Origin of the sequence: uncultured Pontibacter sp. (genome assembly GCF_947499215.1) — a bacterium.
Classification (GTDB): Bacteria; Bacteroidota; Bacteroidia; order Cytophagales; family Hymenobacteraceae; genus Pontibacter.
This window is the reverse complement of the sequence record NZ_CANMNI010000005.1, coordinates 1-22,227: the sequence shown is the minus strand read 5'-3', so window position 1 is coordinate 22,227 and position 22,227 is coordinate 1. Positions and strand designations below refer to the sequence as shown.

General features: G+C 48.9%; 15 protein-coding genes and 1 tRNA gene. 11 read left to right on the top strand and 5 right to left on the bottom strand.

The features are described 5' to 3' along the window. Positions 1–213: 213 nt before the first annotated feature. The 3 genes from Q1A04_RS18830 to Q1A04_RS18820 all read left to right on the top strand — a co-directional run bounded on the left by Q1A04_RS18830 (position 214) and on the right by Q1A04_RS18820 (position 8,134). Complete coding sequence (locus Q1A04_RS18830; protein WP_299709311.1) at positions 214–3,921, top strand: HAMP domain-containing sensor histidine kinase; 3,708 nt, start codon at positions 214–216, stop codon at positions 3,919–3,921. Next, positions 3,918–7,400 (top strand): hypothetical protein, encoded by a 3,483-nt coding sequence (locus Q1A04_RS18825; RefSeq protein WP_299709308.1) that lies wholly within the window; start codon positions 3,918–3,920, stop codon positions 7,398–7,400. Before Q1A04_RS18830 ends, Q1A04_RS18825 begins: the two co-directional genes overlap by 4 nt. A 254-nt stretch (positions 7,401–7,654) precedes the next feature. Further along, complete coding sequence (locus tag Q1A04_RS18820) at positions 7,655–8,134, top strand: hypothetical protein (RefSeq protein WP_299709305.1); 480 nt, start codon at positions 7,655–7,657, stop codon at positions 8,132–8,134. A gap of 163 nt (positions 8,135–8,297) precedes the next feature. On the opposite strand, the gene rfaD is transcribed toward Q1A04_RS18820, so the two are convergent. Further along, entirely contained in the window at positions 8,298–9,263 is a 966-nt protein-coding gene (rfaD, locus tag Q1A04_RS18815) for an ADP-glyceromanno-heptose 6-epimerase (RefSeq protein WP_299709302.1), read from the bottom strand. A gap of 158 nt (positions 9,264–9,421) precedes the next feature. Here rfaD and Q1A04_RS18810 point away from each other — a divergent pair, with 158 nt between their 5' ends. The 4 genes from Q1A04_RS18810 (at position 9,422) to lpxB (ending at position 12,884) form a co-directional block, all read left to right on the top strand. Then, positions 9,422–10,267 carry an ABC transporter substrate-binding protein gene (locus tag Q1A04_RS18810; protein ID WP_299709298.1) on the top strand — a complete coding sequence of 282 codons (846 nt, stop codon included), beginning with the start codon at positions 9,422–9,424 and terminating at the stop codon, positions 10,265–10,267. Beyond that, a complete protein-coding gene (locus Q1A04_RS18805; protein ID WP_299709295.1) occupies positions 10,264–11,271 on the top strand; it encodes an iron ABC transporter permease in 1,008 nt (335 codons plus the stop codon). Before Q1A04_RS18810 ends, Q1A04_RS18805 begins: the two co-directional genes overlap by 4 nt. Then, on the top strand, positions 11,272–11,688 hold the full coding sequence (locus Q1A04_RS18800; RefSeq protein ID WP_299709292.1) for a 6-carboxytetrahydropterin synthase: 417 nt from the start codon (positions 11,272–11,274) through the stop codon (positions 11,686–11,688). 83 nt (positions 11,689–11,771) lie between these two features. Next, positions 11,772–12,884: a lipid-A-disaccharide synthase gene (lpxB, locus tag Q1A04_RS18795; protein ID WP_299709290.1), complete on the top strand. Its 1,113-nt coding sequence runs from the start codon at positions 11,772–11,774 to the stop codon at positions 12,882–12,884. A 130-nt stretch (positions 12,885–13,014) separates the two neighbouring features. On the opposite strand, the gene clpX is transcribed toward lpxB, so the two are convergent. From clpX to Q1A04_RS18775, 4 genes are all read right to left on the bottom strand, one after another. Continuing rightward, the gene (gene clpX / locus Q1A04_RS18790) at positions 13,015–14,238 is read right to left on the bottom strand and encodes an ATP-dependent Clp protease ATP-binding subunit ClpX (RefSeq protein ID WP_299709288.1); all 1,224 of its coding nucleotides are present in this window, start codon (positions 14,236–14,238) and stop codon (positions 13,015–13,017) included. A gap of 349 nt (positions 14,239–14,587) precedes the next feature. Beyond that, the gene (locus tag Q1A04_RS18785; protein WP_299709418.1) at positions 14,588–15,286 is read right to left on the bottom strand and encodes a ClpP family protease; all 699 of its coding nucleotides are present in this window, start codon (positions 15,284–15,286) and stop codon (positions 14,588–14,590) included. Positions 15,287–15,374: 88 nt separating this feature from the next. After that, on the bottom strand, positions 15,375–16,697 hold the full coding sequence (gene tig, locus Q1A04_RS18780; RefSeq protein ID WP_299709285.1) for a trigger factor: 1,323 nt from the start codon (positions 16,695–16,697) through the stop codon (positions 15,375–15,377). Positions 16,698–16,774: 77 nt separating this feature from the next. Next, a tRNA-Leu gene (locus tag Q1A04_RS18775) sits at positions 16,775–16,856 on the bottom strand. Positions 16,857–17,156: 300 nt separating this feature from the next. On the opposite strand from Q1A04_RS18775, the gene Q1A04_RS18770 reads away from it, so the two are divergent. From Q1A04_RS18770 to Q1A04_RS18755, 4 genes are read left to right on the top strand one after another with little or no spacing between them, the layout of a single operon-like run. Further along, complete coding sequence (locus tag Q1A04_RS18770; protein WP_299709282.1) at positions 17,157–19,352, top strand: bifunctional (p)ppGpp synthetase/guanosine-3',5'-bis(diphosphate) 3'-pyrophosphohydrolase; 2,196 nt, start codon at positions 17,157–17,159, stop codon at positions 19,350–19,352. Between the two features lie 31 nt (positions 19,353–19,383). Then, positions 19,384–19,887: a Fur family transcriptional regulator gene (locus Q1A04_RS18765; protein WP_299709279.1), complete on the top strand. Its 504-nt coding sequence runs from the start codon at positions 19,384–19,386 to the stop codon at positions 19,885–19,887. After that, the gene (locus Q1A04_RS18760; RefSeq protein WP_299709276.1) at positions 19,859–20,209 is read left to right on the top strand and encodes an STAS domain-containing protein; all 351 of its coding nucleotides are present in this window, start codon (positions 19,859–19,861) and stop codon (positions 20,207–20,209) included. Before Q1A04_RS18765 ends, Q1A04_RS18760 begins: the two co-directional genes overlap by 29 nt. A gap of 7 nt (positions 20,210–20,216) precedes the next feature. Continuing rightward, complete coding sequence (locus tag Q1A04_RS18755) at positions 20,217–21,503, top strand: adenylosuccinate synthase (RefSeq protein ID WP_299709273.1); 1,287 nt, start codon at positions 20,217–20,219, stop codon at positions 21,501–21,503. Positions 21,504–22,227 lie beyond the last annotated feature (724 nt).

Below are 22,227 nucleotides of genomic sequence, written 5' to 3'. Positions count from 1 at the left end.
TTCTCGTGACTAACCCTTTCTTGCCTACCTGCCTCAGGTATGCACCTATACTTCTGCCGCATTTTTCTGGTGCGAAATTTGAGCGACCATCACATTGGAATTGATAAATCCCGGAATCAATCGTGTCTTTAGGCTGTTCAAACACTTTAACTCCTAGAAAGACATGTTCTTATGCCGCGTTTTGTTTAAATTCGTGGATAATCCGATGCAGTTTTGAACCGAAGATTCGCGCCTATAGTCCTGTTTGCCTTTGCTGTGCTGTGCTTTATGGCGACAGCTTTTTTGCATTATAGGGTCCCGACCAGTTGGCTAGAGGCAGATCGGGAACAAACACAGCAGCGCATAACACAGCGGGTTCAGGATTTATTGGCTGATGCCCAGCAGGAATCACAGCGGCTTGGTGAAGAGCTCAGCAAGGATCAGGTGACCTTCTCTAAACTTCTCAACCAAACGCATTATCCTACTTTTGTTTACCGAGCAGGACAACTTGTGTTCTGGTCAGATCATACGGTTATACCTGATCTGGACCTGCCCCCAACCGCTAAGCATACCAGCACGATCAAAAATAGCTACGGTACGTTTATCGTCCTTCCGCACAGAACCGAACAGTACCATATTTTCACCTACATTCCCCTGCAGGTAGATTACGGTATAAGCAACGACTACCTTACGTCCGGACTTCAGAAGAATATTTTCGGGAACGCTAATGTGCGTCTGGTGCTTGATAGCCCGGGAAAGTTGCCAAAGGTAAATTCTCAGGAGGGCGATTTTCTTTTTGCCGTGGATTTCGGGGTTGACCGCATCGATTCGGGCTACGATGATTTGCAGCTGATTTTACTAATTCTCGGCGCTGTATTATTCGTGTGGTTCAGTGTAACGCTTAGCAGGCTGTTGCTCGATCGCGGACGTCATACCCAAGGTATAGTACTTTTGCTCGTGCTGCTGGTAGGTTTCCGGTTAGCACTGCTGCTGCTCAACCTCCCCTTCATGATTGTGGAAACAGAATTGTTCGATCCACGTCTTTATGCCGCATCTTTCTGGTCACCTTCCGTTGGTGATTTAGGGCTGAATGTGCTGTTGCTTGTTACGGTGGCGTGGGCTGCATTCTATCTCTTTCATAACAATCAAGTATTGGCGAAGCTCAAAGCACTGTCTCCTGAAAAGAGCAGGCTGGCACTTGGGCTCACCTTGTTGTGTTTTTTTATACTGCTAGCCATTCTGTTCCGTTTTTATTACGGCATCTACCATAACTCTCCGCTCGCACTCGACATCAACCAGTCACTTCAACTGGGTAGGTATAAGCTGGTAATGTATGGGTTGATGTTTGTACATACCATTGCGCTGGGCCTGTTTGGCTACATACTGGCATCGATGGTCAATGTGTTGCTGCGAAAAGTGGACAGGCTGTGGCCCTACAAGCTGCTGCTTCTGGTTGTCGGACTACTGTCAGCATTCGCTCTGTTGTTCGATCTGCAATGGTTGCCCATTATTCTCATAGGCACTATTTTCTGGTTGATCATTATGGTGGCGGCTCAAAACCGGCACGCCATCAGTTTGCCATACCGAACGTACCTGTTCTTCTTCCTGATCATGGCAGTAAGTGGTTTTACGGGAGCGGCATCTCTGTATACCCACTTTCAGAATGAACTGCTCGCCTATAAGCAGAAGTTTGCCTTCGACCTGATGCAAGGCAATGATGTGTTGGCTGAGTACCTGCTGGAGGAAGATGTTGCGGTCAGGGTATCGGAGGATATGCTGATTCAGTCTAAAATGAAAGGGCCTTACGTGGATGCCTTCTTCATCAAGCGCAAGATATCCAGACAGTTTCTGCCTGACTATTTTGATAAATATGAGGCCAATATCCTGCTGTTTGACAGTCAGGGGCGTACCTTGGAAAGTGCTGATACGACAGCTGCCACCTTGCAGGAGCTGCGGCAGAAATACGCCACACCAAATAACCGGACAGAGTACGAAAACTTATACCTGATCAATGATCCGGCGCGGCCGCATACCCGTTTCTACCTGAAGCTAATCGAGGTGCCGCTCAGTCCTAACCAGTACGGCACAATTGTGCTGCAACTCAGTTTAAAAGAGTTGCTCCCGAACAGCTTGGTGCCAGAATTACTGGCAGGGCAACAGCACCAGCAGCCTTTTAGAGCCGACATACTGAGCTACGGAATATATGAGCACAATAGACTTTCGTATAGCGAGGGGGAGTTTGACTATGCCACCAACTTTGACCGTGGGCAGCTGAACCGCAGTGAGCTATATAGGCAGGGTGCTACTGAGGCAAGCTTCCACCACCTAGGTGTACGGACGGATGCAGGACCTACTGTGGTTATTACAACAAGCAAGTATGGCGCCCGGGAAGTATTGTCTAATTTCTCCTTCTTATTCCTTTATTTCACCGCCTGCCTACTTGTGGTGGCTTTGCTGTATATTCTAACACAGCGCAGGCGTATCCGGGAGTTCAAGCCGAACTTCAGTACGAAGATTCAATTGTTCTTGAATTTTGGCATTTTGCTGCCGCTTATGCTGGTTAGTATCGCTACGGCGGGTTTGGTAACAGCTTCTTATAAAAAGGACCTTCTCTCGACCTATGAGAAGAAAGGTGAGGCGATACAAGACCACTTAAGCCGGCCGACTACTCTCGAAATTCTGGATGACAGGAACAGGTTGCTGCGCCGTGTGGTCTCTATTGCGGCGCTCTCCGAAACAGATGTGAGCCTTTATGACCGACATGGGCGTCTGCTGGTGACTAGCCAGCCGCTCATTTTTGAGGCGGGACTGCTTTCGAAGCTGGTAAACCCGAGGGCCTACGCGGCCATTTCGGAACGGCAGGCGCTCCGGGCTTTACTTGATGAGCAGGCCGGCAATCTGAGTTTCAATGCGCTATACCTGCCGCTCAGACAGGACAACGATCCGGACAAATTGATCGGTTTCATCGGTATACCTTTCTTCGACTCGGAGCGGCAACTGGACCTGAAGCTGATCGAACTGATCACGACAACCATGAATATCTTCACGGTAATGTTCATCATGTTCATCATTCTGACCTTTTTCGCCTCGCGTGCGCTTACCGTGCCGCTGCGTATGCTGGCTGACAAGCTGAAGCACACCTCCCTCGCCGGCAAAAATGAAATGCTGGCTTACGAAGGAGCCGACGAGATCGGGATGCTCGTGAATGAATACAACCGCATGCTGCTGACCTTGGAGCAGAACAAGGTGGAGCTGGCCATGCGTGAGAAAGAGGCGGCTTGGCGGGAGATGGCACGACAGGTAGCGCACGAGATCAAAAATCCGCTTACCCCGATGAAGCTCTCGTTGCAGTACCTGCAGAAGGCCATTGCCGAGAAGAACCCGAATACCGAGCAGATGATCAACAAGATCTCGCATACGCTCATCACGCAGATCAACATCCTCAGCGATATCGCCACGTCCTTTTCCAATTTTACCTCCATGCCTGAACCGAAGGCAGAGCTGATGGATGTGGGTATGGCGCTGCGCAAAGCGGCTGATCTGCATACTAACCCGGCTTCGGTGACTACCAAAATGCGTATACCTGCCGAGCCGGTGATGGTGATGGCCGACGAGGCACTGATGGTGCGCACTTTCAATAATTTACTCTTGAATGCGATACAGGCCGTTCCTGCCAGCCGTAAGCCTGAGATAAAGGTGGAGCTGAAGGTGGATGCGGAGAGTAAGGCGCTGATCTCTATTAAAGATAATGGCAGCGGTATACCTGTTGAGATTCAGCAGAAAGTCTTCATCCCGAACTTCAGCACGAAGTATACTGGCTCAGGTATAGGGCTGGCCGTGGCCAAGAAAGGAATTGAAAACGCAGGAGGTCGCATCTGGTTTGTGACAGAAGAGGGAGAGGGGACGACGTTTTACATTTCTTTACCGCTGGCCAAACCATGAGCCGGGGGCTGATTATAGGTATAGCGCTGCTCCTGCTGAGCATTCCCGTACTGGCCCAGTTGCCAGTAAACAACCGCTTTTGCCGTTGGATCTATATAACTGAATATCCACAGGTGCTGGACACGTTGACCATCGATGTGAGTTCGGTTACTTTTATGGGACCGCGCAAAGACCAGTTTAAATTTGACTACAATTACTCGAACCAAGAGTTCAAACTGACGGAATTCCCAAAACCAGTCTATCAGATAATGGATACCTTGGGAACGATGCAGCAATTACCCGACTCGGTACTGGTATGCTACCGGGTACTGCCACTCAGCCTGACCAAGCCTGCCTTTCGGCGAGATATACGCCAGCTGGACATGAGTTCTTTCCAGAAGGACTTTTACAAAGAGGACTTCGCACAGCGAGAGGAGATTTTTAAAACGCCGGGACTAAACAAAACGGGTAGCATCTCGCGGGGTATTTCGTTTGGTAACACCCAAAACGTGTTCGTAAACTCCGCCCTCAATTTGCAACTGGACGGCAAACTGACCGATGATATCAGCATCACGGCGGCCATTACAGACCAGAATATCCCTTTTCAGCCGGAGGGGAATACGCAGCAACTGAATGAGTTCGACCGGGTTTACATTACGCTCAAACACAAGCAATGGCAGCTTTCGGCAGGCGATGTGGTGCTGCGAAGCAAGCCTTCCTATTTCATGCAGTTCTACAAAAACGTGCAGGGGGGGGCTTTTGAGACCACCTTTGGCAAGTCGCCTGACAAACTGGGGACTACCGCTGTGGCGGCATCAGTATCAAAAGGTAAATTTGCCTCACAGAATGTGGAGGCACTGGAAGGGGTGCAGGGGCCATACCGCCTCAGGGGACCGAATAACGAGCGCTTCATCATTGTGCTGGCCAATTCTGAGCGGGTTTTCTTGGACGGCCGGCTACTTGTCCGTGGCTTCGACTTCGACTATGTGATCGACTACAACCAAGCTGAGATTACTTTTACCACTCGCCATGTCATCACCAAAAATTCCCGCATCCGGGTAGATTTTGAGTACTCAGACCTGAACTACAGCCGCAGTATTTACCACGCCAGCCACTACCAGCAACTGGGCAAGGTGCAGGTACATGCCAACTACTACAACGAGTCCGACAACCCAAACAACTTGCTGCACCTCGACCTGCGCGACGAGGAAAAGCGCTTACTGTCAGGTATAGGCGACAGCTTGGATATGGCCGTTACCTCGGGGGCCGTGCAGGTGCCTTTCGACCCGGCGCAGGTGCTGTACGCCCAGCGCGACACCATGGTCAACGGTATGCCGCAGCAGATTTATGTGTTTTCCAGCAATCCGGACTCAGCGGTATACAGTGTGCGTTTTTCGGAGGTGGGAATGAACCGGGGGGATTACGTGACGGGCAGCAATGCGGTGAATGGGCGGGTATACCGTTGGGTAGCACCGATCAATGGCATACCGCAGGGTAATTATGCGCCAGTACGTATACTGCCCACGCCCCGCAAAAAACAGCTGATCACGCTGGGCGGTAACTATGAGTTGCAGAAAGGCGTGAACTTCTTTGTAGAGGGAGCCGCATCGCAGAACGACCTCAACCGCTTTTCCCGACTCGATGCGCAGGATGACAACGGAGCCGCCATGCGGGTTGGCTATGCCATACAGGACCGCGAGCTGCCGCTGCTGGGCAGGTATAAGCTCAATAGTACACTCAACTACGAGTACACCGATGTGAATTTTGAGCCCATTGACCGTTACCGCCCGATAGAGTTTGACCGGGACTGGAGTTTGGACAACTTGAACCAGAAAGCTGAAGACCATATTTTTAACTTTTCGGTGGGTGCGGTGCGCGATCCTCAGAACTTAGTGAACTACCGTATCAGCCGACGCGCTCGTGAGCAGCAGGTAAACGGGGTGCAACATGCATTGGACGTGCACAGGCAGCTGGGCAAACTGGAATTGCGCAATAGTTTCTTCATGCTGCACAGCGACCAGCGAGATCGTGAGTCGGAGTGGTATAGGGGCGATGTAGGGGCCAAGTATAAGTTGGGCAAGATAGAGCCGGGCTATGTATACCGCTTCGATAAAAATAGGATTACGGCTATGGGCAGCGACTCGGTCACAGGCTCGGCCATGTATTTTGATGAGCATATGCTTTTTGTTGAGAGCCGCGATACCGCCAAGACCCGTTTCCGGGTAGATTACAGTTACCGCACCGATCTGCGGCCAACGGCAGTGGGGGAGATGGGCGCACCCGAAGTGGGTCAGACGTATAACGCCATGCTACAGCGCAGGTACGGCCGCGACAGCGACATCGCCCTGCAGGGCACCTACCGCAACCTGAAACTCGAGCAGGGGCAGGATGAAGAGACTGTGCAGTCGCGTGTGGACTGGAACACCTCTTTTCTGGAGGGCAGTTTCCGCTCCGAGATGAGTTATGCCGTGGGTACGGGTCGTGAGCTCAAGCGCATTTTTATATTTAGGGAAACACTGCCGGGGCAGGGCACGCACTACCTCCGCGACGAGGGCAACCCCAACGACCTGAACGATTACCTCGAAGCCCAGACGGTGGACCAGCGCCGTTTCATCAAGGTGTTCCTACCGACGGACGAGTACATCAACGCCTATACCAACCGCTTTACCTACCGCCTCAACAGCAACGTGCCCCGCAGCTGGCGCAGCGCTGACGGCGTGAAAGGTTTTATGGCCAAGTTTTCAGCACTTAGCTTTGTGAGCATCGATAAGAAAACGACGGATGATGATGTGATGAACCGCTTCAACCCCTTCAGCGAGGATTTTGAGGATGAGTTTCTAATCTCGCTGATCAAATCGCTGCGCAACACGCTCTACTTTAACCGCAGCAACCCCAAGTATGGTTTGGAGTATACGGTGCAGCAGAACCAGCAGAAGTCGCTGCTGGCGAATGGCACTGAGACGCGCAGTGTGGGCAACCACCAACTGATCGCCCGCCTGAACCTGAACGAAGTGCTGAGCTCCAAGGTAAGCCTGGCCCAGAACGTGCGCGACAACCGATCTAATTTCCTAAGCTCCAAAAACTTCAGTATTGTGTCACAGGAGCTGACTCCGGAGCTGGCCTATCAACCCAATGCCAAGCTGCGCTTTACAGGTACTTACCAACTAGCCATGCGTGAAGACAAACTCTCCCCCTCCGATGCCGAGCAGCAAGCCACGTTCCATGAACTTGGGTTGGAGACGAAGCTGAGCCAAGTAAGCAAACGCACCGTGTCGGGTCTCGTCCGCTGGGTGAACATCGAGTTCGACGGCGACCAGAATTCCTATGTGGGCTACGAAATCCTAAACGCCCTTCGCCCCGGCAATAACCTGACGTGGTCTTTCAATGTGCAACAGCGCCTGAGCAATGGTCTTAATATCTCGCTTAACTACGACGGCCGTAAGGCGAATAGTGTAGGGGCGGTGCATACGGGCAGAACGCAGGTTTCGGTGTTGTTTTAAAGATTTGCTACACCTTGTATTCAGGTAGATTATCTAATCTAGAGTATATATTATTTTGTATATTGTATTGGTGTGGGAGGGAGATGCCTAACAGATAATCTTAATTTTACATATAGCGCAGATAGTGGGAGTAGGTACTCCTGCTAGCAGATAGTTAGAGAAAATTGAAGTCATAAAGCCTGAGAAGGATCTCTTTTTTTAGTTTAAATCCAGAATCATAGAAAAACCTTCTATACAAATAAAAACCCGCTCCCATGAACAAAAAGCTCTTCCTGTTAATAAGCCTCCTTTGTCTTACTGCTGTTTTCTTCATCACATGCTCTGCTGAATCTGGCACCTCACCACACTCGCCCGAAGAACAAGTAGAGCAATTCTTTAAAACATACAGGGAAGACACTGATAGAGCAGTTACACAACTGTTCAGGTCAAACAAGAACGTTGATGTTAATACCAGCGACTTAGCAGCTAAACTCAAAGATGTTGTTGGAAAGATTGGTTATTTCAATGGTTACGATTTAATTGTGAAGCGCAAGGCTGGTGACAGCATGATACTGTACAGCTATTTAGCCAAGCATGACGCTCAACCTCTAAGGTTTACTTTCGTTTTCTACAAGCCAAAGGATACTTGGCAGATATACAACTTCGAGTTTGGAACCGAAGTGGATAAGGAGCTTAAGAGAGCAGCGGAGATTTACTTGCTTGATGAAACCTATGTTGAAGAACTAAACAATTAGTCCTTAAAAACAAAATTCTCTAACCACATCTAAACTTTAACTACGCCACAGTTTAGCAAAGTCCGTTAGCACAATAAAGCACCAACGCCCCACCTATGAAACCATAAGCGGGGCGTTGCTATACCTGCTGAACAATTACTCATTCAGCACTATTCATTACTCATTAATAATACTTCCCCTCCATCAGGTAGTTCTGCACATAGTCCTTCACACCTTCCTCTAAGGTATAGAACTCCCGGCTGTAGCCGATAGAGCGAAGCTTATCCATGTTGGCCTCTGTGAAGTACTGGTAGTTGTCACGCAGGTTTTCCGGGGTGTCCATAAAATCGATGTTTGCTTCTACGCCCATCGCCTCAAAAGTATTCAAAGCCAGCGCCATAAACGTGCGGGCTTTACCGGAGCCGAGGTTGTAAATACCGGAGTTCTTGCGGTGCTGCATCAGGAACATACATACCTCCACCACGTCCTTCACATATACAAAGTCGCGCATCTGCTCGCCGTCAGCAAAGTCGGGGTGGTGGGAGCGGAATAGTTTCATGCTGCCGTGATCTTTTATCTGGTTGTAGGCATGGAAAATAACGGAGGCCATTTTACCCTTATGGTATTCGTTCGGGCCATACACATTAAAGAACTTCAGGCCTGCCCAAAAAAAAGGCTTCGCCGTCTGCTCTAGTGCCCACTTGTCGAAGTCGTTTTTAGAGTCGCCGTATGGGTTGAGCGGCTTCAGCAAAGGGATAGTCGCTTCTTCGTCGTCGTAGCCGAGGGTGCCGGAGCCGTAGGTGGCAGCCGAGGAGGCGTATACCAGCGGGATCTGGTATTCGCAGCAGGCGTTCCATACCTGCTTGGAGTAGTTCAGGTTGAGCAGGTCAAACACATCCTTGTTAAACTCGGTGGTGTCGGTGCGGGCGCCGAGGTGGAAGATAAACTCCACTTCTTCGTAGTTCTCGTCCAGCCACTCCGTAAAGCCGTCACGATCCACATACTCTTTTATGTTTTTCCCTTTGAGATTCCCTTCTTTTTTGGCGACAGAAAAATTGTCCACCACCACGATATCATTGAAATTAGCTGCATTGAGCCTGCTTACGAGGCAGCTCGCAATAAAGCCGGCAGCACCAGTTACGACGATCATAATTCAGATTTATAGGCTGTAATGTAAATTGCGTTAAATTTACGAAAATAAATGGAGTGGGCTGCGCCAATAGCCGCACGGCTCCTCATTCAGAAACAACCTATACCTTGTACCCATACCTGAATCGCCTTATTGGTATCCTGCTTTTGCTGTTCACTATGGCCTGCAGCCTGGAGAAAGAACAGAGGACAGGGGAGGAGCTTGTGCTGCAAGACGGGCTCGGGCGGGAAGTGCGCCTGCCAAAACAGCCTGAGCGGGTGATGGCTTTTGCCTCCTCCATGACCGAAATGTTCTTCGCCGTTTGCGACACGGCTAGTATTGTGGGACGTACCCAGCAATGTGACTATCCGGCGGCAGTTTATACCAAACCAGTCGTGAACAGTTACCCCGTAGACTACGAGCAGGTGCTGGCGCTTAAACCGGACCTTGTCTTCACGGTAGAAGGTATAACCCCACTTGACGTAGCAGCCCGACTGGAAGAACTCGGTATACCTGTCTACTACCAGAAATACCGCAGCGTGGAAGATATCCTGCTAGGTATAGAAGATATTGGCCGCATCATGGGGCGCGAGGAGCAGGCCAACTACTTGGCCGATTCGCTGCGCCAGCAGGTGAGGGAGATTGAGAACAGGTATAGCCAGCAGACCAACAAGCAACGGGTACTGGCGATTACGTGGAGCGACCCCATTTATGTATATGGGCAAAACACCATCCTGACAGATCAACTTCGCATTTTAGGCGCTGAGAATGCTGTGCAGGAAGTATTCGATCAGCCCTATCCGGCACTTACTAGAGAGTACATCCTAAAGCTCAACCCTGATGTACTGTTGGGCGGAAGTATAGAACGTCTCGAGAAAGAGTTTTTCAGTCTTTACCCGGAGCTTCGCAAAATAGCCGCCTATCAGAATAAGCGCATCTATGCCCCAACCGGTAACCTGATCGAGCGTCCGAGTCCACGTGTGGTGGAGTCCATTGTTGAACTCGAAAGCTTTCTATACCCATGAGCAGGGCGCTATACTTTCTGGTAGCCCTGTTCCTCATACTGGCGGCTTTGGTACTGGGCCTGCAGGTGGGTAGTTTCGAAGCCGATCTGGCAACTATCGCACAAGCTTTCCTGCATTACGACCCTGACAATACCACGCATTACGCCATTGTTCACCTGCGTTTGCCGCGGCTTTTGCTGGCCTTGGTGGTCGGGGCTTCGCTGGCTTCCTGCGGTTATTTGATGCAGGCCATGGTGAACAATGGACTAGCAGACCCATACCTATTGGGGACAGCCTCAGGTGCTTCGTTGGGAGCTGTGATCGTTTTCTTTGGTTTTGTTGAGGTCTCCATAGCCGGTATTTACATGCCACCGGTGTTTGCACTGGTAGGCGCTTTCATCGTTACCTTAGTTGTTGTCATACTAGGCTACCGGAAGCGAAAGCTTATACCTGCGCAGCTGCTGCTGGCAGGTATAGCCATCAGCTCGCTGGTTACGGCCATTGTTGGACTGCTCACTTTTTTGTCTGACTCAGAGGGTAAGCTTAAATCAGTTATTTTCTGGTCGATGGGCAGTTTTGAGAGAGCCAGTTGGGCTTTGCTGCCATACCCGAGTACTGCGCTGCTTCTGGCGCTTTTGCTGTTCGCCTTTCTGCAGAAGCAGCTCAATATACTTTTATTGGGGGCAGATCGGGCACAGGCGCTCGGAGTACAGGTGGCACAGACGCGTTGGGCTATCTTGGCAACTGTTTCCATCGTAACAGGCTTCGCCGTGGCCACTTCTGGACCTATTGGTTTTGTGGGGTTGATCATTCCGCATGTCACCCGTGGGCTGATGGGAGCCACCGGAAAGAGTAATCTGCTTTTCTGCGCCTTTGTCGGTGGTTTTTTCATGCTGCTCTGCGATCTGCTGTCCCGCATTTTATATCCGCCGGCAGGGCTGCCAATTGGAATCATTACTTCGTTCTTTGGTGTTCCTTTCTTCGTATATTTGCTGTCTCGAAAGAATTATAAGTTTAGTAGTTAGATGATTTACGTAAGCAGATTAGAGCATTTTAACGCAGCCCACAAGCTGCACAACCCAAACTGGTCGTTGGCGAAGAATAAGGAGGTGTTTGGGCCATGTGCAAACACTAACTGGCATGGGCACAATTATGAGCTGATCGTGACCGTAAAAGGAAAGCCGGACCCCGATACCGGTTTTGTGATTGACCTCAAAAAGCTGAGCACCCTCATCCGCGAGAACATCATCCAGAAGGTAGACCACAAAAACCTCAACCTCGATGTGGCCTTTATGGAAGACAAACTGGCCAGTACGGAGAATCTGGTTGTAGAATTCTGGAAAATTCTGGAGCCTAAAATCACTGAAATTTCAGGTGCCAAGCTACATTCTCTCAAATTATATGAAACGCCACGTAACTACGTGGAGTATTTTGGCGAATAAGCAATCATAGCTTTCCGGCTATACTTTCCGATTGCTTTCATCGTTCCCCGTCTACATGGGGAGTCCAAACGCATACGCATTACATGAAATATTATATTATAGCTGGTGAGCGCTCTGGCGATCTGCATGCTTCTAACCTCATTAAACAGATCCGCAAACAAGACCCGGATGCTGACATAAGAGGCTGGGGAGGCGACATGATGCAGGAGGCCGGCATGCACTTGGTAAAGCACTACCAAGAGATGGCCTTTATGGGCTTTGCTGAAGCCGCCGCTAACTTTTTCAAAATTATGGGCTTTCTGCGCGAGTGCAAAGCCGACATTACCGCTTTTAAGCCGGATGTCCTTATTCTGGTAGATTATGCCGGTTTCAACATGCGTGTTGCCAAATTCGCAAAGAATAACGGCCTGAAGGTCTTTTATTACATCTCTCCCAAGATCTGGGCATGGAACCAAGGCCGAGTGCATCGTATCAAAAAGCTCGTGGATCGCATGTTCGTGATCATGCCTTTCGAAGAGGAATTCTATGCACGCTTCGATTATAAAGTAGACTACATTGGCAATCCGGTTTCCGACTCTGTCAATGACCATGTCGCTTCCCCGGATTTCAGAAGCCGCAACATGATCCATAACAACAAGCCTATTATCGCGCTGTTACCCGGCAGCCGGAAACAGGAGATCGAGAATATGTTGGATGTCATGCTGAGTGTGCTGCCCTCTTTCCGCGATTTTCAGTTTGTGGTGGCTGGAGTCTCTAACTTCCCCAAGGAGTACTACGAGCAGTATAAGAAAGACCCGAATATCAAGATCATCTACGACCAGACTTACGATCTGCTAGCAAACGCGAAGGCGGCGCTGGTAACGTCTGGTACGGCCACGCTCGAAACGGCGCTGTTTGATGTGCCGCAGGTGGTGTGCTACAAAACCAGTGCGATCTCTTATGCCATTGGCAAGCGTGTGATTAAAGTGCCTTATATTTCCTTAGTTAACCTGATCGCCGACAGACCTGTGGTCACCGAACTGATTCAAGATGACTTTACAGCCAAGAAGATTGTGGCAGAGCTTAAGAGTATCTTGTTCGACAAGTATGCGATCCAGAAGCAGAAGGAGGGATATGCGCTTGTGAAACAGAAGATAGGGGAGCATCGCACAGCTGAACGTGCCGCAGAATTAATGGTAGGGTACTTGCAGCAATAGCCAATATTCCTCTAGGGACAATTCGTAACCTCTCCGAATTATGCACAGGTATATCTTGTAAAAAGTTTAAAGCAAAAACGCCTCAGTTGATCATTCAACTGAGGCGTTTTTGTTAACTAGTATCTATACCCTATGCAACGCGCAATTGCTTCAAGGGTGACTTGTCAAATTTATCACGGGCATATTCACCGGTAATCACCAGCTCTTTAGCACCTTCCTCTGACGGAAGCTCGAACATGGCATCCGTCATGATGCCCTCGCAGATAGAGCGCAAACCACGTGCTCCGAGCTTGTACTCAGCGGCTTTTTCCACGATGTAGTCCAGCGCATCGTCATCGAAGCTAAGGCTGATGTTCTCCATCTCAAAGAGGCGCTTGTACTGCTTCACGATCGAGTTTTTCGGCTCGAGCAGGATCAGGCGCAGGGTTTCTTTGTCCAACGGCTCTAAGTGGGTAAGTACTGGCAGACGACCGATCAATTCCGGGATCAGACCAAAATTCTTCAAGTCTTGGGCAGTTAGGTACCTCAGGAAGCTTTCTTTTTCCTCAGACTCATCCTGCTTCGACTTCGAGAAGCCGATCGGACGGGTGTTCAAGCGGTTTTTGATCAAACGGTCTATACCGACAAAAGCGCCACCACAGATGAACAGAATGTTTTCTGTATTCACGGTGATCATCTTCTGCTCTGGGTGCTTGCGTCCGCCTTGCGGTGGCACATTTACCACAGTACCCTCTAGCAGTTTCAAAAGCGCCTGCTGCACACCTTCGCCACTCACGTCGCGGGTTATGGATGGGTTGTCGCTCTTGCGGGCGATCTTGTCAATCTCGTCAATGTATACAATGCCGCGCTCAGCAGACTCTACATTGTAGTCGGCTGCCTGTAGCAGACGGGTCAGAATGCTCTCTACGTCTTCGCCTACATAGCCAGCCTCAGTCAGTACAGTCGCGTCGGCTATACAGAAAGGAACCTGCAGGATGCCGGCCATCATACGGGCCAAGTATGTTTTACCTGTGCCTGTCTCGCCTACCATGATGATGTTTGACTTTTCGATCACGACATCATCTTCATTGGTACGCTGCATCAGTCGCTTGTAGTGGTTGTACACCGCTACCGACATCACCTTCTTCGCCTCATCCTGCCCCACTACAAACTGATCAAGGTAATCCTTCATCTGCTTCGGCTTCATTAGGTTAAATTTCGGCGTACGGCTGTTAGCCCGTATCTTGTTTTCCTCGTTCAGGATTTGTTGAGCTTGCCCGATGCAACGGTCACAGATGTGCGCGTTTATACCGGATATCATCACAGATACGTCTTTCTTATTCTTGCCGCAAAAGGAGCAGGTAATTTCAGCCATAAAGTTTTGTTCAGAAGATCTTAGAGGTCCTCGCAGACCTAACACAAAAGCAAAGGTACAAAATTGAAACCTTACTAAGGTAGTAATTTAAAAGCTAAAATGTTGATATGGTTATAAAAAGTAGCTTTAAATTCAAAAATTGCTATTCCTGTATTTTGTGGTAAAACCCTTATTTTAAGCTTTTTACGTAAAAACACTATCCACAAATGCTTGTTGATAAATTTTTAACTGAAATTTAATTTGAAAAGCTCTGTATCATAATGGTGCAATTTTTTCTTGCTTTAAATAATAGCAAAGCCCATACCAAATTGATGGTATGGGCTTTGCTACTTTGTTGATTATAAAGTGCTTAGTCCTTCTTGCGGTGAAGCACCTCATCAATCAGACCGTACTCTTTGGCTTCTTCAGCTTTCATCCAGTAGTCACGATCCGAGTTGTCGTATACCTCTTGGTAGGATTTGCCAGAGTGCTCGGCCAAGATCTCATACAGCTCCTTCTTCAGTTTCAGGATCTCACGCGCTGTGATCTCGATGTCAGAAGCCTGACCTTGCGCACCACCCATCGGCTGGTGAATCATGACACGGGCGTGTGGGAGGGCAGAGCGCTTGTTTTTAGCACCACCTGCCAGCAGCACGGCACCCATTGAAGCAGCCAGACCTGTACAGATCGTTGCCACATCCGGGTTTACATACTGCATGGTGTCATAGATGCCAAGACCGGCGTATACTGAGCCACCCGGGCTGTTAATGTAAAGCAGGATGTCTTTCTTAGCATCGGCTGACTCTAGGAACAGCAACTGGGCCGTTATAATATTGGCAATGAAGTCATCCACCTGTGTGCCTAGGAAGATGATGCGGTCCATGATCAGGCGGGAGAACACGTCGATCTCACGGAAGTTCGTGGGACGTTCCTCAATTACAGAGCGGGTCATACTCTCGATGGTATGCATGGCTCTGCCTTCTACATGATTAATATATTGGTCTACGCCTAGGCCGCTCATGCCTTGGCCCTTTACGGCAAATTTCCGGAACTCGTCTTTGTTAAACATCATCTTGTTTAGATTTACGGTTTGGTCAAAAATAAAAAAGTCCTTTAAATAATAAAGGACTTTTTAAGTTAAATATTATAATTCGTTCTTAGAACGACATGTTCTTGAAGTCCTCCGTAGAGATTGTCTTCTCTACAACAGTCATCTTTTCTTTAAGTTTAGCGAGCACCTTCTCAGCTAGCAGTTGCTCGTACTCATTGATGTAGTTGCGGCCATTCTCCTGCTGCAGGTATTGGTTAGCGTAGTTGTTCATGCTCTCTACCAGTTCCTCTGGTATTTCAGGCATGTTGAACTGAGCCAACATCTTCTCCTTCGTGCTGTTCACCACCTCTTCGTTGGTAACTTTCAGCTCGTTCTCCTCCACAACCTTGTTCTTGATCATAGACCACTTCAGTTCCTTCAGGTACTTGTCGAAGTTCTCTTCGATCTGCTCTGTCGTAAGGCGGCCTTCGTTCGTCACTTGCAACCAACGCTTGAAGAACTCTTTAGGAAGCTCTACCTCTACATTGTCAACCAATGTGTCGATGATGTTGCGGCTCAGCAGGTTATCTGCCTCACGGTCATAGTTCTCCTTGATCGTCTCACGGATCTTGGCGTCAAACTCCTCTTCCGTTTTCACTTCGTCCTTACCGAACAGCTTGTCAAACAGCTCTTGGTTCAGCTCAGCGGCTTCTGTGCGGTTGATCTTCTCTACTGTGAATTCGAACTCACCGTTCAGGTCAGCTACCACTTCTTTGCTCAGGCCAGTAACATGGGCCAGTGCGCTGTTGTCATCACCGAAAGCCTTACGGATATCGAAACGGATCGTGTCACCGGCTTTAACACACATGAACTGATCTTTGCCTTCTACCACACGGTTTGTAGGGATAAGGGTCTTAGACTCGAACTCACCTTCTACTTGCTTCAGGTCACCGTAGATAAAGTCACCTTCTTCAGAAGTTTCCGGGTTTGTTGTTTGACCGAACTGGCGCTTCAGGTTCTCATAAGCCTCGTCCACTGTCGTCTGGTCCAACTCCACAGTGTAACCCTCTACGCTTTTATCAAGCGGAAGGTTGAAGTCTGGCAGCAGGCCAACAGCGTAATTGAATTCAAACTCTTTCTGGTTGTCCCAGTCAATGTTGTCTTGGCTTGGCTCCGGAAGCGGCTCGCCCAGCAGTTTTACATCGTTATCCTTGATATACTTAGTGATCTCCTCCTGAAGAAGCTTGTTGATAGACTCAACCAGTATGCTCTTGCCATACATCTTCTTGATAAGTCCGGCAGGCACTTTACCAGGTCTGAAACCTTTGATCTGGGCTTTCTTGCTGAATTCTTTTACTTGCTGATCAACCTTAGGAGCATAGTCTGACTCTGCCAGAACTACCTTGAGTTGCGCGTTAGTGCCGTCGGTTTGATTTAATGTAATATTCAAGGCTTACAAAAATTTTAATGATGATACATCTAGTAAAAACAAACCCCCAACATGGGCTGTTGAGGGTTTCGTTTGTGTGCGGATGGAGGGACTCGAACCCCCATGCCTCGCAGCGCTAGATCCTAAGTCTAGTGCGTCTACCAATTTCGCCACATCCGCATGTGTGCTTGTTTGTAATGATGGTGCAAATTTACACACGCTAATTTTAAATGCAATAGGGCGGCCCAAAAAAAAGTGATTATTTTTCAGATAGAACTTAGAAAAGCCTGTCTCGATGTGCTTACTGTTTCAGCATCAACTATTTGCGGTAATCGCAGCGCAATGTGTGTATACAAGCGTATATTCATGTATATTTGAAACTTAAACAGCCACCACCATATTTATACTAATGTCAGCTATTAGCTTAAGTATGGCTGCAGGCTCGCAAAGCCTAAGCACCCTATACTTTCTATTTTCAGAATGAACATGATCGATCCGGAAGCAGAACGCAAAGAGATCCTAAGATACTACCGCAGATTACTTCGGCATGCTAAGCCTTTCTTAAAGGATAACGATGCCAAGATCATAAAAAAGGCTTTCAATACATCGGTAGAGGCGCACAAGGATATGCGCCGTAAGTCGGGAGAGCCTTACATACTGCATCCGCTGGCCGTAGCGCAGATCGCTGTAGAAGAGATCGGCTTAGGTACAACTTCTATCGTGGCGGCCTTGTTGCACGATGTGGTAGAGGATACCGATATGGATGTGGAGGAGATCGAGCGTGAGTTTGGTCCCAGTGTAGCCCGCATCATCGAAGGACTTACCAAGATCTCCGGTGTATTCGACTACGGTACGTCGCAGCAGGCTGAGAACTTCCGCAAAATGCTGCTCACCCTGTCCGACGACGTACGGGTGATTCTCGTTAAGCTGGCCGACCGCCTGCACAATATGCGTACGCTTGATAGCATGCCACGCCACAAGCAGCTCAAGATCGCTTCGGAGACCATGTACCTGTATGCGCCACTCGCGCATCGCTTGGGCTTGTACGCCATCAAGTCGGAGTTGGAAGACCTCTACTTGAAGTATACTGATACAGATACCTATAAGGACATCTCGACTAAGATTCGGCAGACCCGTAGCGCACGAGGGAAGTTTATAAAGGACTTTATCTCACCTATTGAGGAGGAACTGCGCCGGCATGGTTTTAAGTTTAATATCAAAGGCAGACCTAAGTCGATCTACTCTATATTAAAGAAGATCAAGAAGCAGAACATTACCTTCGAAGAGATTTATGACCTCTTTGCCATACGCATTACGCTGGATGTGCCGCTTGAGCATGAGAAGGCGGCTTGCTGGCAGGTATACTCTATTATTACAGACTTTTACCAGCCCAACCCGGACCGCCTGCGCGACTGGGTGAACACCCCGAAAGCCAATGGCTATGAATCTTTGCATACCACTGTGATGAGTAAGTCTGGCCAGTGGGTGGAGGTGCAGATCCGGACCAAGCGTATGGATGAGATTGCAGAGCGCGGTTATGCAGCCCACTGGAAGTATAAGAGCGACGGAAGCGGGGGAGAGTCTGGTCTGGAACTGTGGATTAACAAGGTGCGCGATATGCTGGAGAACAACACGGCCAACGCACTGGAGTTCATGGACGAATTCCGCAAGAACCTATTCGTAGAGGAGGTGTTCGTCTTTACGCCAAAGGGAGAGCTGCTTATTCTGCCCGATCGTGCCACCGCCTTAGACTTCGCCTTTGAGATTCACTCGCAGATTGGTTTGCAGTGCCTCGGTGCGAAAGTAAACCAGAAGCTGGTGCCTTTGAGTTTTAGGCTGCGAAACGGTGATCAGGTGGAGATACTCACTTCCCAGAAGCAAAAGCCAAACGAAGAGTGGCTGGACTACGTGGTGACATCCAAGGCGCGCTCCCGCATTAAAGAGTACCTACGCGAAGAGCGCAAAAACAAATCAGAGCAGGGCAAGGTTATGTTAGAGCGTCGCCTTTCCTACCTAAAGGTGCCCGAAACGCAGGGTAATCTGAACAAAATCATGGCTTTTTTTAATGTGCCGTCCGTGCAAGACCTGCATTACCGTATTGCCACGGGGCACATCGATATCAAGAATATCAAAGAGGTGATCTTCACGGCACAGGCCGAGCGGGGAGCCTCTATGTTGGAACCGAAGACCTTTGACCGGGAGGTGCAGAAGATTAGAGGTGTTAACTCCGACATGCTCGTGATAGGTGAGAACACGTCGAATATGGCGTATAAGGTGGCATCCTGCTGCAATCCTATACCTGGTGATGAAGTGTTTGGCTTTGAGACGGGAGGGGATGGTATTGAAATACACCGTACCAATTGCAAGAAAGGTATAGAGTTGATGTCGAACTACGGCAACCGTATCATCAAAGCCAAGTGGACGGACCAGAAGGAGCTGGCTTTCTTGGCAGGTATACGCATCAAGGGAACAGACCGTGTAGGATTGGTGAATGACCTGACCCGAATCATTTCGAATAGCTTGCGTGTAAACATGCGTTCTATCACGATCGATTCACACGATGGAATCTTTGAGGGCAACATCATGGTTTTTGTAAATGACACCGGCCACTTGGATAAACTGATCCAGCGGATGGGCAAAGTAACGGGCGTGCTCACCGTCGAGCGATTCGACTAACGAGTAATACCTATTATATAAAGGAGAAGACATGGCAGTAGACCAAAAAGTTAGAATAGAGGAAGTAAAGAAAATATTCACAGCCTACCTTGAGAGCAAAGGCCTTCGCAAAACACCGGAGCGCTACGCCATCTTGGAGGAGATATATTCCCGTTCGGGTCATTTTGATGTGGAGTCGCTCTACATCAGCATGAAGAACAAGAACTACCGCGTGAGCCGGGCCACGGTGTACAATACCCTAGACCTGCTCGTAGAAAACGACTTGGTGAGCAAGCACCAGTTCGGACGCAACCTGGCGCAGTACGAGAAATCCTATGGCTACCGCCAGCACGATCACGTGATCTGTACCGAGTGTCATAAAGTAGTGGAGTTCTGCGATCCGCGCATCCATAATATACAGACAATGGTGGGCGACCTTTTAAATTTTCATATCTTGCACCATTCCCTAAATCTGTACGGGGTATGCGGCGATTGCCGCGCCAAAAAAGCAAATGAACAGCAACAGCATGAAGTATCAGACAGAGCTAAAGGATGATGTCCTGTTCATCAGGCTAGAGGGAGACCTGATCGCAGGACCTGACACACAAAAACTGATGACAACCGCCGAGGAACAGGTAGAGGAAAAAAAGCTTCTCTGTGCCGTGGACTTGTCTAATGTCCGCTTTATGGACAGCAGTGGTATGGGGGTGCTTGTCTCTCTGTTGACCAAGTTCCGCAATAGGGGAGGGGAGTTGGTGTTGATTAAGCCATCCGATCATATCCGCAAACTTTTAATCGTTACGAAGCTCAATGCCATTTTTACCATCGCAGAAAATGATAACTTCGCAGCGCAATTCTTAAAGGAATCAATTTACTAACGTATAAATGGCAGTTGACATATTAATAGGTCTGCAGTGGGGCGACGAAGGCAAAGGCAAAATCGTCGACGTACTGGCACCTACCTATGACATTGTTGCCCGTTTTCAGGGCGGCCCTAATGCGGGCCACACACTAGAGTTCGAAGGTACAAAACACGTACTGCACCAGATCCCTTCTGGTATCTTCCATGAACACATCCAGAATATCATTGGCAATGGCGTTGTGTTAGACCCAATCGTGTTCCGCGTTGAAATGCAGAAACTGCAGGACCGTGGTGTCGATGCAACCAAAAATCTGTTCGTTTCCAAAAAAGCATCCCTTATCCTGCCTTCCCATAAAGTACTGGACAGGGTTTCGGAAGAAGCACTCGGTTCAGGCAAAATTGGCTCTACGCTGAAAGGTATAGGGCCGACTTATCAAGACAAAATTGGCAGAGTGGGATTGCGCATCGGCGATATACTGGCAGATGATTTTCAGGACCGCTATAATAAACTGGTAGACCGCCATCGCAAAACGGTGGAGTTTTATGGGCAGACACTAGACTTAGGAGAGCAGGAGCAGGCATTCTTTGATGCGGTTGACTACCTGCGCACACTCCAGTTGGTGGACAGCGAGTACATGATCAACGAAGCCCTGAAAAATGGCAAGCGTGTATTGGCAGAGGGAGCGCAAGGCTCGTTACTCGATGTAGACTTTGGTACTTATCCGTTCGTGACTTCTTCTACTACCCTAGTAGCAGGTGCTTGCACTGGTTTAGGAGTAGCTCCACGTCACATCGGCGAAGTATACGGTATCTTTAAAGCATACTGCACGCGCGTAGGAAGCGGACCATTCCCGACAGAATTGTTGGATGATGTAGGAGAACAGATCAGAAAAGCAGGGAATGAGTTTGGCTCAACCACCGGACGTCCACGTCGCTGCGGCTGGGTAGATCTGCCAAGCCTGAAGTACTCCATCATGCTAAATGGCGTAACGCAACTTAATATGATGAAGGCAGATGTATTGACAGAGTTTGACACGATCAAGGTATGCACGCACTACAAGCTGGCCTCAGGAGAAATTACGGATCAGTTGCCTCACTCATTAGATACAGAGAACATCGAACCCATCTATGAAGAATTGCCGGGTTGGAAAGTAGAACTGAACCAGATTGACACAGTAGAAGCTTTACCTGAAGCATTCAATAACTATATGACATTCCTAGAAGAGCATTTACAAGTGCCGATCACCATCGCGTCGGTGGGTCCGGATAGGAAGAGTACATTGAGAAGAGAGCAGGCGAAAGTAAGCTAGCATAAGAATAGAAAAATAGAAAGGCTTCATCCAGTAAGGGTGAAGCCTTTTTTGTTTTAGATAAAATAAAGAAGACAAGGAACTAGATAAGTAGGAAAGGAGTATGTCACCTACATCCAGCAAAAGAATATTGAGTTTGTAAAGATTTAAAAAATCTGATAAGAGTTGGAACTTCTGGAATAAGCCAAGATGTTAACCCAAAGCCGCTGGTAATAAACAAGCTGGAAGATGTGGAGAATCCCACGGGTAAATACAAACGCAACCCCTTCACACAATAGGCAAAATTGAGCATTCAAAAGATGGATGCAAAAACCCGCAAGAAAGTTTAAAAGTATTCGCCGTGCCGGTCAGGCACTTAGGCGGAACCGCCCGGGGGAGAGGGCCAAAGTTGACAGCGCCCCCTTGCAGGTCCGGGATTTTTTCTGACCTTTGCACTCCCAACACGGTAGAACGGGTCGGGGAAAGCGAGTGAGAGGGCGGCCGGCGGGGCGGCCACCGGTGCCAACCTTGAGGGCCAGACACCGGGGAATAAGAGACTGAAAAAACTTTGCCTCGGGCATTGCAAGCTTAGAAAAGCTTGCTACCTTTGCAGCCCGCTTCAACAGGGGGCGGCTTTTAAGGCGTCGGTAACAGGGGCTGAAAAAAGAGAAAAAAAACTTTGCCTTGGTTGTTGAAGATGTCAAAACTCTTCCTACCTTTGCAGCCCGCTTCAGCAGGAGGCGTT